Source organism: Clostridium frigidicarnis (assembly GCF_900111985.1).
GTDB classification, from domain to species: domain Bacteria; phylum Bacillota; class Clostridia; order Clostridiales; family Clostridiaceae; genus Clostridium_Z; species Clostridium_Z frigidicarnis.
Genome location: NZ_FOKI01000024.1, coordinates 1 through 18,255 on the forward strand (window position 1 = coordinate 1; position 18,255 = coordinate 18,255).

An 18,255-nucleotide genomic window follows, 5' to 3' on the forward strand; every position below is an offset into this window, starting at 1 on the left:
TAATCTTTTCAATAGCTTTTTTATATTCTTTCTTATAATTAGGTATTATTTCATTATTCTTAGGCTCTTTTGGCTCTAATGTTTGAGAATAACGACGATAATTATTAACCCATCTACTTAATAATTGGGGATTTAAGTCGTACCTTTTAGCAATTAAAATATTGCTTCCTGATTCTAAAACTTCCTTAACAAATGAAACTCTTTGATCTTCTGAAAACTTTCTTGTAAATATTTTTTTCTCCATCCCTTAGACCTCCTAATCATCTTAAAACTATTTTACTTTGTTTGAGTAAACATTGTCCATTCTAATTAGGGGGCCTATAGGGTTGTCACTTGTCACTCTTAATTTGTCACTTACATAAAAGTATTATTTATTTGAAATATATTTTACTACTAAATCTAAAGTAGCTATCATAGCATCCATATGAGTTCTTTCATATCCATGAGATGCGAATACTCCAGGTCCTATTAAGCCACATCTTATGTCATGACCAGCAGCTCGCGCACAAGAAGCATCTGAACCATAATATGGATATATATCTATTTTATAATCTATATTATTTTTCTTGCAAATATCAACAAATTTCTTTTTTAATTCGTAATCATAAGGACCAGATGAGTCTTTTGCACATATACAAACTGCAAATTCAGAAGAATTTTGAGTAAGTCCAGGGGCACCCATATCTACAGATACAAATTCTTTTGTATTTTCAGGTATATAAGCTGCTCCATGTCCAACTTCTTCATAGTTACTTATGAAGAAACATGTAGTATATGGTAATTGTATTTTGTTAGCTAGTATATATTCAATAGTATATAGAAGGATAGCTGCACTAGCCTTATCATCTAAATATCTACTTTTTATAAATCCACTATCTGTTATTCTGCTTCTAGTTTCTATGAATACATAATCTCCAACGCATATTCCAAGTTTCTCTAAATCTTCTTTAGAAGAAACTTTTTCATCTATTACAACTTCCATAGTGCTAGGCTCTCTTTTTAGTTCCCTAGCTTCTCCTCCGCTTATGTGAACAGATGGTTTTATCGTTTGAACTGTTCCAGTATAATGAGTACCTTCAATTGTCTCGATTATGCAATTTTCACCCTCAAGAGTATTCATCATATAGCCACCAACTTGGCTTAACTCTAAAGTTCCATTATCTTTTATAGTTTTTATCATAGCTCCTAAAGTATCAACATGAGCAGAAAGAGTTCTAACATCCTCTTTGTTTTCACCCTCTATAGTAACTATTAGTGCACCTTTATTTGTTCTATTGTAAGTTGCACCAAGCTTAGCTAATTCTTCTTCAAAATACTCCATAGCTTTATCTGTATAACCAGAAGGGCTATGTATATCTAAGATGTTAGTTAAATATTTTTTTAAATTATTAGTATTATAAGTTGTCAATTAAAAAACCCCCTTAAAATTAAACTTAAATATATTATAGTATTAATTACCAATTAGTACAATGAACAAAACTAATAATTGAAAATATTCTTTTAATTAATAAAGAGTAAACATTATTAATGATTTAGTGTATAATCTAATAAGTAAAAGTGGTTAATTTAAATTTATTTTAAATTAATATTTATGTAACTTTAAAGAAAAATAAAAAATATATAATTACAGGAGAGAAGGTTGTTAGGTTAGAAATGACAAGCTAGAAATACAATATATAGGTTGTGTAACAAAATTAAAAGGTTATTAGTTAAGAATTACTAGCAATTCGAAGTAAACTTAATGTATAATAGGAGATTTTATTGAAAAACTACATAATATAAATGAATTTGTAATAAAATGAAAAAATATATAATTTATAAATTTTCTTTATTTATATTATAATAGAGTAAGCTAAAGGAAAGGAGATACCCTAAATGGCACTAAATGGCACTAAAAAAATCCTTAATTCAAGGACACAGTTAATAGCTATTATAGTTGTATCAGTTATCGTAGTTATGGGAGTGGCATTCTTTGGATACAGTAAATATATGACTACACAGGTTAATAAATGGAATGATAAGGTTTATCCAAATGTTTATGTACAAGGTGTTAATCTGTCGGGAATGACTAAAGAAGAAGCAACTAATGAATTAAATGAAAAATTTAAAGATGCAATAGTAAATAAAAAAATAACAGTAAAAGTTAAAGATAAAGATTATTCTATGGATTATTCTAAATTGAATGCAGAATATAATATTGAAGATACAGTAGATAAAGCTTTCGATTTTGGAAAAAACAAGAAACTGGGAGAGCAATATAAACTTATAAAAAGTAAGAATAAAGAAGATCTAGAGTTAGAATTTACTCACAATCCTGAATATGTAAAAGAATTTGTAAATTCTATTGCAAATGAGGTGAATAAAAAGCCACAAGATGCTAAACTAGATGTCTCAAGTGGATTCGCTATTACTGATGAAGTAGCAGGATACAAATTGGATTCAGAGAATTTAGAAAAAGGAATTTTAGATAGCATAAATGGTAAGATAGATGAAAATATTGTTGTTGATGCTGTTGTAAATGAAGACAAGCCTAAAGTAACAGCTGAGGCATTAAAGAAAGTAAATGGTAAAATTTCTTCTTATTCAACAAGTTATGGAACATCGTCAGAAGGAAGAGCATTTAATGTAGAACTTGCAACAAAAGCAATTGATGGAACTATATTAATGCCAGGAGAAGTTTTTAGTTACAATGGAGTAGTTGGAGAAAGAAGTGCAGAAAGAGGATATAAAAATGCAGGTGTAATTATAGGTAATAAAGTTGAAAATGGTATAGGTGGAGGAATATGCCAAGTGTCATCTACTTTATATCAAGCAATTTTAAGATCGGGATTAAATTCTGTAGAAAGAATAAACCATTCTCTTCCTGTTGGATATATGACTAAAGGATTTGATGCAACAGTTGCTTGGGATAGCCTAGATTATAAATTTAAAAATACATTTGATTTTCCTATATATATAGAGGGTGTAACCTATGGTCGAAATGTATCTTTTAATATATATGGGGATGCTTCAGCAAGCAATAAAACTTATGAAATATACAGTGAAATTGTAGAAACTCTTCAGCCTACAACTAGTACTGTAGATGATTCATCTATTCCAGAAGGTCAAACAGTTGTAGAACAAAATCCTTCTACAGGATATAGAGTGAAAACATATAGAAAAGTCTATGAGGGTGGAAATTTAGTTGATACTCAACTAATATCAACAGATACTTATCAGGCAGTTAATGGTATTACAAAAAAAGGAACTAAGAAAGCAGAGGTGCCAACACCAACACCAGAGCCAGCTCCAGCTCCAGCTCCGACACCAGAGCCAACGCCTACTCCAGAACCGGTTCCGGAGCCATCAGTACCACAAGGAAATGGCGAGCAAGGTAAACCAGCCCAATAGATAAAAATAATGTGTTAATAAAAAGTCTTATTTGTGATTAATCATAAATAAGGCTTTTGTTTTTATATATAAGTATAAAAAATTTTAATTCTAAAACACTGATAAAAACTAAAATTAAAAACTTTAATCAGTGACAAGTTGAAAGTGAAAAGTGACGAGTTAAGGATGAAATCTTCTTAAAAAGATTTCTCAAATAAAAAAAACTTTTTTAGAAAAACTGTGGTTTTAAACATTAACTTGTTACATAAAAGTGCTATAACGATTTTTGTGTGCAATTTTTTTTGAAGAGTCTAACAATACAACAGGTATATTGTAACAATATAACAAATATGTTAAGATTAATGAAATGGTATAAGCATATTTGTTTTTTTATTTAGCATAGAATATATAATTTTTTTAGTTGAGAATTGATAGTGGAGTAGGTTTTTCTTCGCGTTGTTTAGAAAGACTTAGAATTAAATTTAAGAATTTAGAGTTTTGTAGAAAAATCAATTTCAACCTGTCACTTAAAAGGGATATACATAGAATGAGGATATATTGAGAGTATATATTGGAATTGATATATTAATAGAAAAGAGGCATTTTTATGAGAGAACAGGATTTAATAAATAGCATAATATCAAACATAGAAATGGTTATAATTGGTAAAGGAACGGTTATAAGGCAAATGATAAGTGCTATAATTGCGGATGGGCACGTCCTAGTAGAAGATGTACCAGGAGTTGGAAAAACCACATTGGTAAAAGCTTTAGCTAAATCTATGGATTTAACATTTAATAGAGTACAATTTACTCCAGATGTTTTACCTTCAGATATAACAGGTATATCTGTATATAATCAAAAATCAATGGAGTTTGAATTTAAGAGGGGACCAGTTTTTACAAATGTGTTATTATGTGATGAAATAAATAGAACGTCTCCTAAAACACAGTCAGCACTTCTAGAGGTTATGGAAGAGTATCATGTTACAGAGGGAGATACAACTTACAATATGGAAAAACCATTTTTTGTTTTGGCTACTGAGAATACAGTAGAACATTCAGGGACTTACGAATTACCAGAAGCTCAATTAGATAGGTTTATGATAAACATTAATATAGGATATCCCAGTAATGAAAATGAAATAAGGATATTAGAATTATATAGGAGTAGTAATCCTTTAAATGAATTAAAGACTATTGTTAGTAGAGAGGATATACTAACAATACAAGAAAAGGTAAAAGAGGTTTATGTAAGTAAAGAAATAAATCAATATATTATCAACATAGTGGATAAAACTAGGAATACTAGTAAATTAGCATTAGGGGTTAGCACAAGAGGAGCTTTAGCATTACTTAGAATTGCCCAGGCAAGTGCATTTATGGATGGAAGGGACTATGTTATACCAGAAGATGTTAAAAACAACTTAAATTTGGTACTAGCACATAGAATAAAATTAAGTTTAAGATCAAAATCAGAAAAGTATTCTAGAGAAGATATATTACAGGAAATTAAAGCATCAGTAAAACCTCCAAGGATAGAAAATCATGTTTAAAATAAAAGTTGATTTTAAGTTTATGATAATTTTTATGATGTCTTTTATTATTTCATATATACAAGGCGATGGTATAGCAAATATATTTTTTTATATGTTTGCAGTAATGTTAATTTTATCAATAGTATTTTCTTACACATATTATAAAAAAATAGATATTAAAGTTATTATAGAAGATAGAGAACTATATACCAATGAAAATATAAATATTAGAGTTGTTATAAAAAATAATTCTAATATTTATATTCCGTATCTATCAATGTATAGTTCTAATATTAAAGGAAGTAAACCAAAAAAAAATTTGGCATTTACAATTATGTTACATGAAAAAGAAGAAAAGGTATTAAAAAATAATTTTACTTTTTATAGAAGAGGTTTTTATGAAATCAGTAGATTTAATGTAGAAATTAAGGACTTCTTTGGAATAATTACAATATATAGAACTATTGATACAGAAGATAAAATAATAGTTAAGCCTAAGCTGTTTAATATAGAAAATAGTAGCAAGGTCATTTTGCAAAATATGGATGAAGGTGAAGCTTTAGGACATAACACAAAAGAGGACAATTACTTAATAAAAGAAATGAAAAAATATTGTGTAGGAGATAGAATTAAAGATATAAATTGGAAAGTTAGTGCTAAAATTAATGAGCTTTATGTTAAAAAGTTTGAAAGTATAAATGATAATCAATTTTCAATAATAATTGATATGAATAGAAAAAATTATGATATTGATCCTCAAGGTTATATGGAGGAAAAACTTATAGAAAGTGCATTATCTATAATTAGATATTTACAAAGAGAAAATATAACTTGTAATGTGTATTTGAATGGTGAATATTTGGAAAATTATGAAGTGAGGCATGAAAGAGATTTTCAACATTTATATTACAGCATAATGCTTAAAGATAGCATAGGAAGTAAAGATATTAAAGATATTTTTATTTCACACCCGTTAAGGTCAGGACAAATTATTTTTATATCAAAACTTACAAGAGATTTAGTGCAAAATATTATAATAAAACCTGAGAGTCAATGTAGAATAACTATATATTTCTGTTATTGTGAAGACAATTTAACAGAAATTTCAAATGAATTTTCTGTTGATTTATTTAGTATAGAAGAAATATTTAAGGAGGAACACTTGTATGAAAGCATGTAAAGAAACCTTACTTAATGTAGTTCTTTCTGCTATTAATTTAATCGTTATAATAACTATTCTAATAAAAGTTTATAATATAACTGATACTAATTACTGGGAAATATTTTTTATGTGTTTAACAGGTGGCGTTATATTTTTATGCTTATCTAAAGCTTTATCAAAAAATTATAATAAAAGATTAAGTAGCTTTATATTTATATTTATATTAGTAATTATAATATTTCATGGTGACATAACAAATTTTGTAAAAGAAACAATAATTAATAAGATATATATTATAGAGACACAAATAAACATTAATAAATCAACTACATATGAGGATTTTAGATATATATTTGCAATAGCAATTCCTACAGCAACATTATTAACATTGGCATTAATTAAAATGAACTTAGAATACATTATAGTGGCATTGAATTTTTTTATAATGATGACTTTTTACTATATAGGATTTAAAAATGAAGTTTTTCAAGTGAAATATTTGTTTGTATTAAATTGTGTAATACTAATTTTATTTGGAAAATTAAAAGAAATTATATTGGATTATAAAAAAAGAAAATTTGAATTGAATATTAATTACAAATTGATAACGTTTAAAACTTTGATATATGCCTTAGTTGTACTTATAATAATAGCAATTTTGCCAATTGAAAAAAAAGGAATATATTATGAGCAAATAAACAAATATGTTAATGAAAAACTTCATGGAAAAACAGATTCAGAAAAATATATAATAGATGAAGCTTATAATATTAAGCAATCAGGATATAGTGATTCCACTAAAAAGCTTGGAGGAAAATTAAAAATATCAGATGAAAAGATTATGGAAGTTTATAGCTATAGTGGAGATTTGTATTTAAGAGGTAGTGTTAAGGAATTTTACACAGGACATTCATGGGAAATACTTAATAAGAATCTTACAGCAATAGAAAACAATAATGGAAAAATAGTTGACGAAAATAAATACTCTAATTATGGAGATATTATAAAAAAAGAAGAAATAAAAATAGTTCCTATAAGTAATAATATTAAAGCTCTGGTTGCTCCAATATATACTTTAAATGTTGAAAGTGAAAATAGTGTTTTATATAGCATAAGATATGGAACTTTTTTTTCGAAAACAGATAATCGTAATCCATATACAGTAGAATATTATAGGGAAGAACCTATACATGAAAAAATAATAGAATCATCTAAAAATAATCATAGATCAGAGATTACCTCAGCTTATTTAGATATTTCCAAGATAACAAAAAATACTTTAGATTTAACTCTGGATATTGTATCAAATGTTAAATCTAATAAAGAAAAGGTGGAAAAAATAGTTGAGTATTTAAATAAGAATTATAAATACTCACTAGATGTGTCAGAAGTTCCACTTGATAAGGATTTTGTGGACTATTTTTTATTTGAAGAAAAAGAAGGATACTGTGTTTATTTTGCATCAGCTTTGACCATAATGTGCAGGATAGCATGTGTGCCTGCAAGATATGTTGAAGGATTTAAAGTTTCTAATACACCAGTAGAATTAGGTAAATATGATGTTACTAACAAAGATGCCCATGCATGGGTAGAAGTACTTATAGATCCTAATGAAGAACTATGGACGACAATAGACTGTAGCCCTACACCAAGAAGTATATTGCCAAATGATAATCAGGTTCAAGTCACTGAGAACTTACCAAATACAAATATAGAGAATAAAGAAGAAGTTCAGGGGAATTCAAAGAAAGAATTAAAGGAAAAAGAGGACAATATTAAAATTTATGAAAATAGAAATGAAAAATGGAGTATAAATTTTAATGTAGCATTACAAACAACTGCATTAATTATAATTTTAATAGTATTAATAGTATTAATAGGTTTAATCATAAGGGTTATTATTTCATTTGTTAATATAAAAAAGATAGTTAAAAGTAATAGTGCAACTAAAATTTATGTGTACTACATAAAAAGACTTAAAGTTATAAACATATGTAAACAAAACAATTTAACAGATTTAGAGTTTGTACAATCGTTAGATGATGAAGAACTTAAAAATAAATTGTTACCCCTTGTTAAGGAAAGTTATAAGATAATTTATGGAAATAAGAAAATTAGCATAGATGGACATGAATATTTAAAGTTCATAGATGATTATTTAAAATTAAGAGTTAATGTAATAAACTATTTATTATATAAATATATTTTATTATAAGATAAAGTCTATTAATTTAAGATGAAGTTTGTTAAAGCAAGGATATACGATTTAACCCAATAAATATGAGATAATAGCATTTTAGATAATTTATATTATTTGATATAATTAAATTATTATATTAAATCTATTAAATTTTACAGATTAAGGCACATTCAAAAAAATAATAAGTCAGTACTATTAGCCAATCGCCCGCTATGAACTAATATTACCTACTTGTCTAACCCAAAATATACATTGCATATTTGACTTGTTGTTTTCTTTCAGGTGCCTAAAACTAAAAATACAAAGGATGGAGTGATTTAATAATGAAATATAAGTTGATGTGTACAGATATGGATGGAACTTTATTGAATGGAAATCATGAAATATCTAGAGAAAGTATAGAAGTAATAAAAAAAGCACATGACAAAGGAGTTAAAATTGCAGTTTGTACAGGCAGGTTGCATAGTTCAGCATTTTATTTTGCTAATTTGTTAGGAATAAATGCTCCTGTTATATCTTCAAATGGTGCTTTTATAAGAGAAAAAGATAGAGATAAAGTAATATACAAGAAAACGATAGATAAAAATTCATTACAAGAAATACTAAAAGTTTGTAAAGAATATAATTTAAATCCATATTTTCATACCCCAAATAGGGTTATGGGAGAAAAAGAAATGCATTCAGCAAAAATTTATATGGATTTTAACAAGCATCTTCCTAAAGAAGAGAAAATACATATAGATATTATAAAAGAAGATCAATGGGATGAAATTTTTGAAAAATATAAACATGAAATAGTAAAGGCAATTGTTATAGAGGATAAAAATAGCAAAGCATTAAAATATGCAAAGGATAAACTTAAAAAGGTCGAACAACTAGAAGTTGTAAGTTCTATGAGTAATAATTTCGAAATAATGAATAGAGAAGTTTCTAAAGGAAGGGCAGTGGAGACTTTAGCCAAGTATTATAATATTAGTAAAGATGAGATTATATGTATAGGTGATAATGAGAATGATATTTCCATGATAAAGTATGCAGGACTTGGAATTGCTATGGAAAATGGATGTGATGAAATAAAAAAAGTAGCTCAATATATTACAGATACAAACATCAATGATGGGGTTGCTAAAGTTATAAAAAAATTCATACTAAATTCTAAGGCGTATGAAAATAAATAACAAGTCAAAGATGGGACGGATATTTTGTGAAATACAATGACTTGGGTTCTGCTAATAGTTGTGCTATTAGTAGAACCCAAGGAAGAAGTAGTTCACAAAATAAACTAGCATACTGACTAGTTATTTATTTGAATGTGCCTAAGTAAATAAAATTGGAAATATAAATAATTTCCTGTATGTTTACTAAATCGGTGAAAGGGAATATACTATTCTATATACATTTTAGATTACAATATAATTATATTAGATTATGGAGGAGAAAAATGAATTTAAATATAGTATTATTTCAACCAGAAATACCTCAAAATACAGGAAACATAGCAAGAACTTGTGTACTTACAAAGTCTAAGCTGCATTTAATAAAGCCATTAGGGTTTAGTTTAGATGAAAAGCACTTAAGGAGAGCTGGATTAGATTACTGGCAATATTTAGATTTGGAAATACACGAAAGTTATGAAGATTTTGCCAATAAATATAAGGATGGCAGATTTTTTCTTGCTACAACAAAAGGATCTAAACTTTATTCAGAGGTAGTATTTAAACAAGGCGATTTCATAATATTTGGAAGAGAATCTTCTGGCTTACCAGATTATGTTAGACAATCAGAGCATGAAGGTGCTATAAGAATACCTATGTTAGAAACAAGTAGTCGTTCTCTAAATTTATCAAATACAGTGTCTATTTTTGCTTACGAGGCATTAAGGCAATTTGGATTTCCAAATATGAAATAGCCGAGGGGGATAGGTATGGAAAAAATAAAAATTATAGCAGATAGTACATGTGATTTAAATAAAGAAATCATAAAAAAATATGACATAGAAGTAATACCATTAGTTGTGAATTTCAAAGAGGAAAGCTATCTCGATGGAGTTGACATGGATTTTAAAGGATTATTAAAGAAGATAGATGAAACTGGAATGTTTCCAGTTACTTCACAAATAAATCCTATGAGGTTTTTAGATATTTACAAAAAATACTTAGATGAAGGTTATAAAATAATTTCCTTACATCTTTCTACCAAGATGAGCGGGACTTATCAATCTGCATGCATAGCTAGGGACATGCTTGAAACAGAAGACATTGAAATAATAGATGGATACACGGTGACATCAGGTCTTGGATGCTTAGTTTTATTAGCATCTTTACTTAAAGACAGGGGGCTAAATATAAAAGAAATAAAAGAAGAGATAGAACTTGCAAAACCCAATATAAGAAGTAAACTTGTATTTAATTCTTTAGATCATTTAATTAAAGGTGGAAGATTATCAAAGACAGCAGGTTTTTTAGGAAATATGTTAGGGATAAAACTTATGCTTTGTGTAAGAGATGGGGAAATGGCTGTAACAGAGAAAATTAGAGGCAGCAAAAAAGCACTAAGAGCTATAGTAGATTATATTGATGAAATACAAGTGAAAGAAGGAACACCTGTCATATTATTAAATGCAGAAAGCGAAGATGGATATGACATATTAAAACAAAAACTCTTAGATAAGAAATTTGATATAGTAGAGTGTGAGGTTGGATGTATTGTCGGTACACATGCAGGCCCCAACGCTTGTGGAGTATTCTTTATAGGTGATTATTAATTTAATGGAATTATAATTATATTATTTTATTAAGAAAAGAACGAATTAAGTAACAATTCGTTGAATTATAAGATTTTCTAATGCATACTATTTGTAATAAGAATAAGAAGATTCAGAAAATTGTATGGCATTTTTCATTTAGCTGGTATATAATGAAGTTGAAAAAGGAATTAAATACTTGTGGATGAAGTTTTAGGGAGATAACCACTTTAAGAGTGGTAGCCGAAGGAACAAATAATATATGCCGATATATTATGAATATCTCAGGCAAAAGTATCTAAGATGGACACATCTCTGGAAAGCATAGTGCACCGAAGGAGTAACGCTCTCAGGTTATATGACAGAGTCTAAGGCAATGCAAAAGCTTTAGACTCTGTTTTTTGACTATAATTGTATTTCTTTTAACAATAGAATTAAAACTTGCAGAAAGGATTGTGGATATGAGAGAACCTTGCATAGTTATAACTAATAATCCTTTAAGTTATGAAAAATTTAGTAAGGATTATGAAGTTAGATATATAGATATAGATGTTGTAGCTCTTTTGAAAACGGTTAGAGACTCTATACATAGTGGACATAGAATACTTACCCATCCACTAATGAGCAGTGTAAAACCAAATGAGACTCCATATAGAACAGTGCTTATAACAAAAAATAAAGAAAATTTAGATATGGATTCGTTAAATATAATTGAAGGGGCTATTGCAACTACACTTAAATTTATAAATGATTTTAATGTGCCTAATTGGCCACAAAATATACTAGATGATTTTAAACTAATTGATTATGATTTAATTAAAAATGCTATTAATTAATAACAGTTTTCTGTTATAATATATGAAAAGTAAAAAAATTAATAGAAAGTAGGGGGAAGGATCATGTCAAAAATATATGATACTATCATAATTGGTGGCGGACCAGCAGGATTGTCTGCAGGATTATATGCATCAAGAGGTAAAATGTCAACATTATTAATCGAGAGAGGTAAATTTGGTGGACAAGCAGCCACTACTGAAGAATTAGAAAACTACCCAGGATCAGTTGAAGACTGTACAGGCCCATCTTTAATAGAAAGAATGAGAAAGCAAGCTGAGGGCTTTGGAGTTGAATTTGTCAAAGATGAAGTTTTAGAAGTAGAATTAAATGAAAAAATAAAAAAAGTAAAATGCAAAAAAGGCGAATTTCAAGCAAAAACATTAATAATAGCTACTGGGGCATATCCAAGACTTGCTGGATTCAAAAATGAAATGGAATTAAGAGGTAAAGGAGTTTCTTATTGTGCAACTTGTGATGCAGATTTCTTTACAGAATTAGAAGTTGCAGTTATAGGAGGAGGAGACTCAGCTATAACTGAAGCATTATATTTAACAAAGTTTGCAGATAAAGTAACTATAATTCATAGAAGAGAAGGATTTAGAGCTGCTAAATACTTAGTAGAAAAAGCACAAAAACATCCTAAGATAGACTTTATATTAGATACAGTTGTAGATGAAGCTAAGGGTGATGAAATATTAGAAGGATTAGTTCTTAAAAATGTTAAAACTGGACAATTAAGTGATTTTAGAGTTGATGGATGCTTTGTATTTACTGGATATTTACCAATATCTGAGTTGTTTAAAGATAAAGTAAAAATCAATGATAGAGGAGATATCATAACTGATGAAGATATGAAGTGTGATATCCCAGGAGTATTTGCAGCAGGAGATATAAGAGAAAAATCTTTAAGACAAGTTATAACTGCAGCTGCAGATGGAGCTATAGCTGCTACAAGTGCTGAAAAATATATAGAAGAAGTATTTGAAGTATAAAATAGCTATGCCTGAATTTGATATTCAGGCAACACAAAAATAATTGTCAGAATGTTAAAAAGTTAGATTATAATATTTTTATTCAAAATATTCATAATATAAATATAATAGGGGGGTTTTATAAATGTTAGAATTAAATAAAGACAACTTCGAAGCAGAAGTGGTACAAAGTGAGAAACCTGTATTTGTGGATTTCTGGGGAGATAAATGTGAAATTTGTAAAGAATTAATGCCAGGAGTACATGGATTAGAAGAAAAGTATGCAGATAAAATAAAATTCGCTTCATTAAATATAGGAGCTGCAAGAAGACTTGCAATATCTCAAAGAGTTTTAGGATTACCAACAATGATAATCTATAAAGGTGGAGAAAAAGTAGCTACTATAACTCCAGATAAAATAAGTTCATTAGATGATGTTGAAAACTTCATAAAAGGATTTTGTGACACTCTATAGTATTGCAATTATTTCGAAAGACCAATATGGTCTTTCGAAATAACATAGAAATTTTCTCTAAAATTTTAGGAGGTGAACGCTTTGCGTCTAGAAGTTGGAAATATATTTATAAAGGATATTCAGTTTGGTGCTGAAACAAAAGTCGAAAATAGTGTTCTTTATGTTAATAAAGAAGAGTTATTAAATGAGGTATCTGGTGATGAAAGAATTGAAAGTATTAACTTTGAACTTGCAAGACCAGGTGAAGAAGTAAGAATAATTCCTGTAAAGGATGTAATTGAACCTAGAGTAAAAGTTGAAGGTCAAGGTGGAATATTCCCAGGATTTATAAGCAAAGTTGATATGGTTGGTTCAGGTAGAACCCACGTATTAAAAGGAGCTGCAGTTGTTACTACTGGTAAAATTGTTGGTTTCCAAGAGGGTATCATAGATATGACAGGAGAAGGAGCAAAATACACTCCATTCTCAAAAACAAATAATCTAGTTATAGTTGTTGAACCTAAAGAAGGGGTACTACAACATGATCATGAAGAAGCTCTTAGAATGATAGGTTTTAAAGCAGCAACTTATCTTGGAAAAGCTGGTATAGATGTTGAACCAGATGAGGTTAAAACATTTGAAACATTGCCATTACTTGAGCAAGTAAAACAATACCCAGATTTACCAAAGGTAGTATATGTTTATATGCTTCAAACTCAAGGATTACTTCATGATACTTATGTATATGGTGTAGATGCTAAGAAGATAATACCAACGTTTATTTATCCAACAGAAGCATTTGATGGAGCTATAGTTTCAGGAAACTGTGTTTCTGCATGTGATAAAAACCCAAGTTATGTTCATATGAATCAACCAATAATAGAAGATTTATATTCAAGACATGGTAAAGACTATAACTTCTTAGGTTGTATAGTAACAAATGAGAATGTATATCTAGCAGATAAAGAAAGAAGTTCAAATATGACAGCTAAATTAGTTGAGTTCTTAGGTGCAGATGCTGTTATTATATCAGAAGAAGGATTTGGTAACCCAGATGCTGACTTAGTAATGAACTGTAATAAAATAACTGCAAAAGGTATAAAGACTGTACTTGTTACAGATGAATATGCTGGACAAGATGGAAGTTCTCAATCTTTAGCTGATTCAAGCCCAGTAGGAGATGCAGTAGTTACAGGCGGAAATGCTAATGAAGTTATAACATTACCTCCAATGAAAAAAGTTATAGGACATCCAGAAGTTGCTAACATTATAGCAGGAGGATATCTTGGATCATTAAGAGAAGATGGTTCAATAAATGCTGAAATACAAGTTATTACTGGAGCAACTTCAGAGGTTGGATTTAACTATTTAACAGCTAAGGGATACTAAATTAAAGAACAGAATAAAAGATCGTATTATATTACCCCATAATATAATTAAAAGATCAAAGGTGCAATAGATAAGAATATTTGCTTTTTAGAAAGGAAGGTAGAGTTTTATGTTACAAGGAAAAAAGGTTATTGCTATAGGAGATAGAGATGGAATACCAGGACCAGCTATTGAGGCTTGTGTTAATAGTGCAGGAGCTGAAGTAGTATTTGCATCAACAGAGTGCTTTGTTTGAACAGCTGCGGGAGCTATGGATCTGGAGATCCAACAAAGAGTAAAAGATTTAACTGATAAGTATGGTGCAAATAATGTAGTTGTAGTTTTAGGTGGAGCAGAGGCAGAAGCTTCAGGATTATCTGCTGAAACAGTTGTTTTAGGAGACCCAACTTATGCAGGACCATTAGCAGGTGTTACATTAAACTTAGATGTATATCATGTTGTTGAACCTGAAATAAAAGATGAATGTGATGCTACTATCTATGATGAACAATGTGGAATGATGGAAATGGTTTTAGATGTTGATAGTATAATAGCAGAAGTTAAGGCTATAAGAGATCAAAAGGAATAACAAAAATCAATTACCTAAAATAAGGGGGGGAACTAAGTGATACGTATAGTACATTATATAAATCAATTCTTCGCAAATATAGGTGGAGAGGAAATGGCTCATGTAAAGCCAGAAGTTAGAGAAGGTTTTGTAGGACCAGGAATGGGACTTGCTAAGCTTTTAAAGGGAGAAGCAGAAATAGTTGCTACTGTAATATGTGGAGACTCTTATTTCAATGAAAATTTGGATGAAGCTAAATCTGAAGTAATAGAAATGGTTAAAAAATATAAACCAGATTTGTTCATAGCAGGACCAGCTTTCAACGCAGGTAGATACGGTGTTGCTTGTGGAACAATAGCTAAAGAAGTACAAGAACAATTAAATATTCCTGTATTAACAGCTATGTATATAGAAAATCCAGGAGCAGATATGTATAAGAAAAACTTATACATTGTAGAGACAAGAAATAGTGCAGCAGGTATGAGAACTGCATTGCCAGCAATAGCAAAACTTGCTAAAAAGCTTGGTAATGGAGAAGAAATACTTGGACCAAAAGAAGAAGGATATATTGAAAGAGGTATAAGAAAGAATTACTTTGCAAGTGAAAGAGGATCTAAAAGAGCCGTTGACATGCTTGTTAAAAAGTTAAGTGGGGAAGAATTTGAAACAGAGTTTAAAATGCCTGTATTTGATAGAGTAGATCCACAACCAGCTGTTAAGGATATTACTAAAGTTAAGGTGGCTCTAGTAACTTCTGGTGGTACAGTTCCAAAGGGAAATCCAGATCATATAGAATCATCTTCAGCATCTAAGTATGGTGAGTATGATATAGAAGGAGTTATGGATTTAACTTCAGAAACTTACGAAACAGCTCATGGTGGATATGATCCAACTTATGCAAACACTGATTCAGATAGAGTACTACCAGTGGATGTTTTAAGAAAAATGGAGAAAGAAGGAAAGATAGGATCCTTACACAAATACTTCTATTCAACTGTTGGTAATGGAACAGCTGTTGCATCATCAAAGAAATTTGGTGAAGAAATAGCTAAAAAATTAGTGGCAGATGGTGTAGAGGCAGTTATCTTAACTTCTACATGAGGAACTTGTACTCGTTGCGGAGCAACGTTAGTTAAAGAAATAGAAAGAGTATTGCCAGTTGTACACATGTGTACAGTTGTTCCAATATCTCTAACAGTTGGAGCAAACAGAATAGTTCCAACAATAGCTATTCCTCATCCACTTGGAAATCCAGCTTTAGAAGCTAAGGATGAGTTTGAATTAAGATATCATTTAGTTGAAAAAGCATTAAAAGCTTTAGAAACTGAAGTTGATGGACAAACTGTATTTGATAAATAATATAGGTCATAGTTAATTCTAAATAGGCCTCCTTAGGGGGCTTGTTTAGAAATAATAATTAAGTATTAAGTGGGTAATACTTAGTATTTAATTATTATTTTTAAAATAAAATAAAATTCCAATAAAAAGGAATGGGGGTTATACAATGGATTTTCCAGTAATAAAAAAAGCATCATATATTTTAGTTAATACACCTGATATGGTCATACATGATGGTACAACTCAAACAGTTGAGAGAGAGGCAGTAAAGGACTCAGAATACCTAAAAAAACTTCCAGAGCACTTAAGAAGCTTTGAAGATGTAGTAGATTATGCTCCAAATCAAACATATATAGGTAATATGACACCAGATGAACTTTCAACAAGAAAAAGACCTTGGCATGGGGAGAAGGTAGAAGGTGCATCAAGATTTGGTAAGTATGGTGAAATAATGCCTCAAGATGAGTTTTATGGAATGATGAAATTATCAGATGCATTTGATTTAGTTTTATTAGAAGAAAATTTCACAGAAAAAGTTAGAGGTAAATTTGAAAATCATCCAATATTAAAAGGAAGAGTTCAAGATCTTAAAAAGGGATTTAGTATAGAAGAAATAAAAAAATTAATTGATACAAACATAGCAGTTGAACTATATGAAAACAATGAGTTAATTGGTTGTGTTAAAAGAGCCCATGAGTACGACAAAAATCTTTCAGCTCATGTATTGCTTGAAAACTTAGCAGTTAAGGCTTCAGGGGTAGTTGCAGCAATGAATCTGTTAAAGGATGGAGACGTTAAGCCAGAAGACATAGAATATATTATAGAATGTTCAGAAGAAGCAGTTGGTGATATGAACCAAAGAGGTGGCGGTAATATAGCTAAATCCATAGGTGAAATCGCTGGACTTAAAAATGCTACAGGTGCAGATATGAGGGGCTTCTGTGCAGGACCTACTCATTCATTAATTACAGCATCTGCTTTAGTTAAATCAGGAATATACAAAAGTGTATTAGTTGTTGCTGGTGGAGCTACAGCTAAACTTGGAATGAATGGTAAAAACCATGTTGAAAAGAATCTTCCAATATTAGAAGATTGTTTAGGTGGTTTTGCTATATTAGTAGGTGGAAATGATGGAGTTAACCCAGTGTTAAGAACTGATGTAATAGGTAGACATACTATAGGACATGGAGCTTCACCACAAGCAGTATTAGAGGCTTTAGTTCTTGAACCATTAGAAAATGCTGGATTTAAAATAACTGACATAAATAAATTTGCACCAGAACTTCAAACTCCAGATATAACTGAGCCGGCAGGTGCAGGTGATGTTCCAACTCAAAACTATAAAATGATAGGAGCATTAGCAGTTAAAAAAGGTCAATTAGATAGAAAAGAACTTCCGAATTTTGTTAAAGAACATGGATATCCAGGATTTGCACCAACTCAAGGACATATACCTTCAGGTGTACCAATAGTTGGTCATGGAAGAGACTCTATATTAGAAGGAAAACTTGATAACTTTATGATCGTTGGTAAGGGTAGTTTATTCTTAGGAAGAATGACTAACTTGTTTGATGGAGTTTCTATAGTTGTTGAGAAGAATAAAGGCCTTCAACCAGAGGAAGCTGGTGTGTCTAAAGAAGAAGTTAAGTCTATGGTTGCAGATGCAATGAAGGATTTTGCAGCTTACTTAATGAAGAATTAAGGAGCG

Annotated in this window: 16 protein-coding genes and 1 riboswitch; of the genes, 14 read left to right on the forward strand and 2 right to left on the reverse strand. The window is 29.6% G+C overall.

Annotation, left to right across the window (positions count from 1 at the left end):
- Positions 1-244, reverse strand: a 244-nt coding sequence (locus BM119_RS13265) for a transposase (RefSeq protein WP_143087326.1), incomplete at its 3' end; no start/stop codon positions are given.
- Positions 245-367: 123 nt separating this feature from the next.
- Positions 368-1,408: a M42 family metallopeptidase gene (locus BM119_RS13270; RefSeq protein WP_242948429.1), complete on the reverse strand. Its 1,041-nt coding sequence runs from the start codon at positions 1,406-1,408 to the stop codon at positions 368-370.
- A 467-nt stretch (positions 1,409-1,875) separates the two neighbouring features.
- Here BM119_RS13270 and BM119_RS13275 point away from each other — a divergent pair, with 467 nt between their 5' ends.
- The 14 genes from BM119_RS13275 (at position 1,876) to grdC (ending at position 18,249) form a co-directional block, all read left to right on the forward strand.
- Complete coding sequence (locus BM119_RS13275) at positions 1,876-3,390, forward strand: VanW family protein (protein WP_090042176.1); 1,515 nt, start codon at positions 1,876-1,878, stop codon at positions 3,388-3,390.
- A 586-nt stretch (positions 3,391-3,976) separates the two neighbouring features.
- A complete protein-coding gene (locus tag BM119_RS13280) occupies positions 3,977-4,924 on the forward strand; it encodes an AAA family ATPase (protein ID WP_090042177.1) in 948 nt (315 codons plus the stop codon).
- Positions 4,917-6,086, forward strand: coding sequence for a DUF58 domain-containing protein (locus tag BM119_RS13285; protein ID WP_090042180.1), 1,170 nt, complete (start codon positions 4,917-4,919; stop codon positions 6,084-6,086). The genes BM119_RS13280 and BM119_RS13285 overlap by 8 nt, the downstream gene beginning before the upstream one ends.
- On the forward strand, positions 6,073-8,283 hold the full coding sequence (locus tag BM119_RS13290; RefSeq protein ID WP_090042181.1) for a transglutaminase-like domain-containing protein: 2,211 nt from the start codon (positions 6,073-6,075) through the stop codon (positions 8,281-8,283). Before BM119_RS13285 ends, BM119_RS13290 begins: the two co-directional genes overlap by 14 nt.
- Before the next feature lie 308 nt (positions 8,284-8,591).
- The gene (locus BM119_RS13295) at positions 8,592-9,446 is read left to right on the forward strand and encodes a Cof-type HAD-IIB family hydrolase (RefSeq protein ID WP_090042183.1); all 855 of its coding nucleotides are present in this window, start codon (positions 8,592-8,594) and stop codon (positions 9,444-9,446) included.
- 263 nt (positions 9,447-9,709) lie between these two features.
- Positions 9,710-10,177: a tRNA (uridine(34)/cytosine(34)/5-carboxymethylaminomethyluridine(34)-2'-O)-methyltransferase TrmL gene (gene trmL, locus BM119_RS13300; protein ID WP_090042184.1), complete on the forward strand. Its 468-nt coding sequence runs from the start codon at positions 9,710-9,712 to the stop codon at positions 10,175-10,177.
- A 15-nt stretch (positions 10,178-10,192) separates the two neighbouring features.
- Entirely contained in the window at positions 10,193-11,032 is an 840-nt protein-coding gene (locus BM119_RS13305; protein ID WP_090042185.1) for a DegV family protein, read from the forward strand.
- Between the two features lie 184 nt (positions 11,033-11,216).
- Positions 11,217-11,321, forward strand: a riboswitch (glycine riboswitch).
- A gap of 151 nt (positions 11,322-11,472) precedes the next feature.
- Entirely contained in the window at positions 11,473-11,847 is a 375-nt protein-coding gene (locus BM119_RS13310; protein ID WP_090042187.1) for a GrdX family protein, read from the forward strand.
- Positions 11,848-11,910: 63 nt separating this feature from the next.
- Positions 11,911-12,840, forward strand: a complete 930-nt coding sequence (gene trxB, locus BM119_RS13315; RefSeq protein ID WP_090042188.1) for a thioredoxin-disulfide reductase — start codon at positions 11,911-11,913, stop codon at positions 12,838-12,840.
- A 124-nt stretch (positions 12,841-12,964) separates the two neighbouring features.
- Positions 12,965-13,294, forward strand: coding sequence for a thioredoxin family protein (locus tag BM119_RS13320; protein WP_090042190.1), 330 nt, complete (start codon positions 12,965-12,967; stop codon positions 13,292-13,294).
- An 81-nt stretch (positions 13,295-13,375) separates the two neighbouring features.
- Positions 13,376-14,662 (forward strand): glycine/sarcosine/betaine reductase component B subunit, encoded by a 1,287-nt coding sequence (locus BM119_RS13325; RefSeq protein ID WP_090042192.1) that lies wholly within the window; start codon positions 13,376-13,378, stop codon positions 14,660-14,662.
- Between the two features lie 109 nt (positions 14,663-14,771).
- Positions 14,772-15,230: a glycine/sarcosine/betaine reductase complex selenoprotein A gene (gene grdA / locus BM119_RS13330; RefSeq protein WP_090042193.1), complete on the forward strand. Its 459-nt coding sequence runs from the start codon at positions 14,772-14,774 to the stop codon at positions 15,228-15,230.
- 36 nt (positions 15,231-15,266) lie between these two features.
- The gene (gene grdB / locus BM119_RS13335; protein ID WP_090042195.1) at positions 15,267-16,568 is read left to right on the forward strand and encodes a glycine reductase complex selenoprotein B; all 1,302 of its coding nucleotides are present in this window, start codon (positions 15,267-15,269) and stop codon (positions 16,566-16,568) included.
- A gap of 145 nt (positions 16,569-16,713) precedes the next feature.
- Positions 16,714-18,249: a glycine/sarcosine/betaine reductase complex component C subunit beta gene (gene grdC / locus BM119_RS13340; RefSeq protein ID WP_090042197.1), complete on the forward strand. Its 1,536-nt coding sequence runs from the start codon at positions 16,714-16,716 to the stop codon at positions 18,247-18,249.
- Positions 18,250-18,255 lie beyond the last annotated feature (6 nt).

What these genes read in the sequence shown, in the direction of transcription:
- BM119_RS13305 (WP_090042185.1), top strand. Translation starts at nt 10,193, where the DNA reads ATGGAAAAAATAAAAATTATAGCAGATAGTACATGTGATTTAAATAAA.
- BM119_RS13285 (WP_090042180.1), top strand. Translation starts at nt 4,917, where the DNA reads ATGTTTAAAATAAAAGTTGATTTTAAGTTTATGATAATTTTTATGATG.
- BM119_RS13290 (WP_090042181.1), top strand. Translation starts at nt 6,073, where the DNA reads ATGAAAGCATGTAAAGAAACCTTACTTAATGTAGTTCTTTCTGCTATT.
- BM119_RS13280 (WP_090042177.1), top strand. Translation starts at nt 3,977, where the DNA reads ATGAGAGAACAGGATTTAATAAATAGCATAATATCAAACATAGAAATG.
- BM119_RS13295 (WP_090042183.1), top strand. Translation starts at nt 8,592, where the DNA reads ATGAAATATAAGTTGATGTGTACAGATATGGATGGAACTTTATTGAAT.
- grdC (WP_090042197.1), top strand. Translation starts at nt 16,714, where the DNA reads ATGGATTTTCCAGTAATAAAAAAAGCATCATATATTTTAGTTAATACA.
- BM119_RS13310 (WP_090042187.1), top strand. Translation starts at nt 11,473, where the DNA reads ATGAGAGAACCTTGCATAGTTATAACTAATAATCCTTTAAGTTATGAA.
- BM119_RS13320 (WP_090042190.1), top strand. Translation starts at nt 12,965, where the DNA reads ATGTTAGAATTAAATAAAGACAACTTCGAAGCAGAAGTGGTACAAAGT.
- BM119_RS13275 (WP_090042176.1), top strand. Translation starts at nt 1,876, where the DNA reads ATGGCACTAAATGGCACTAAAAAAATCCTTAATTCAAGGACACAGTTA.
- trxB (WP_090042188.1), top strand. Translation starts at nt 11,911, where the DNA reads ATGTCAAAAATATATGATACTATCATAATTGGTGGCGGACCAGCAGGA.
- trmL (WP_090042184.1), top strand. Translation starts at nt 9,710, where the DNA reads ATGAATTTAAATATAGTATTATTTCAACCAGAAATACCTCAAAATACA.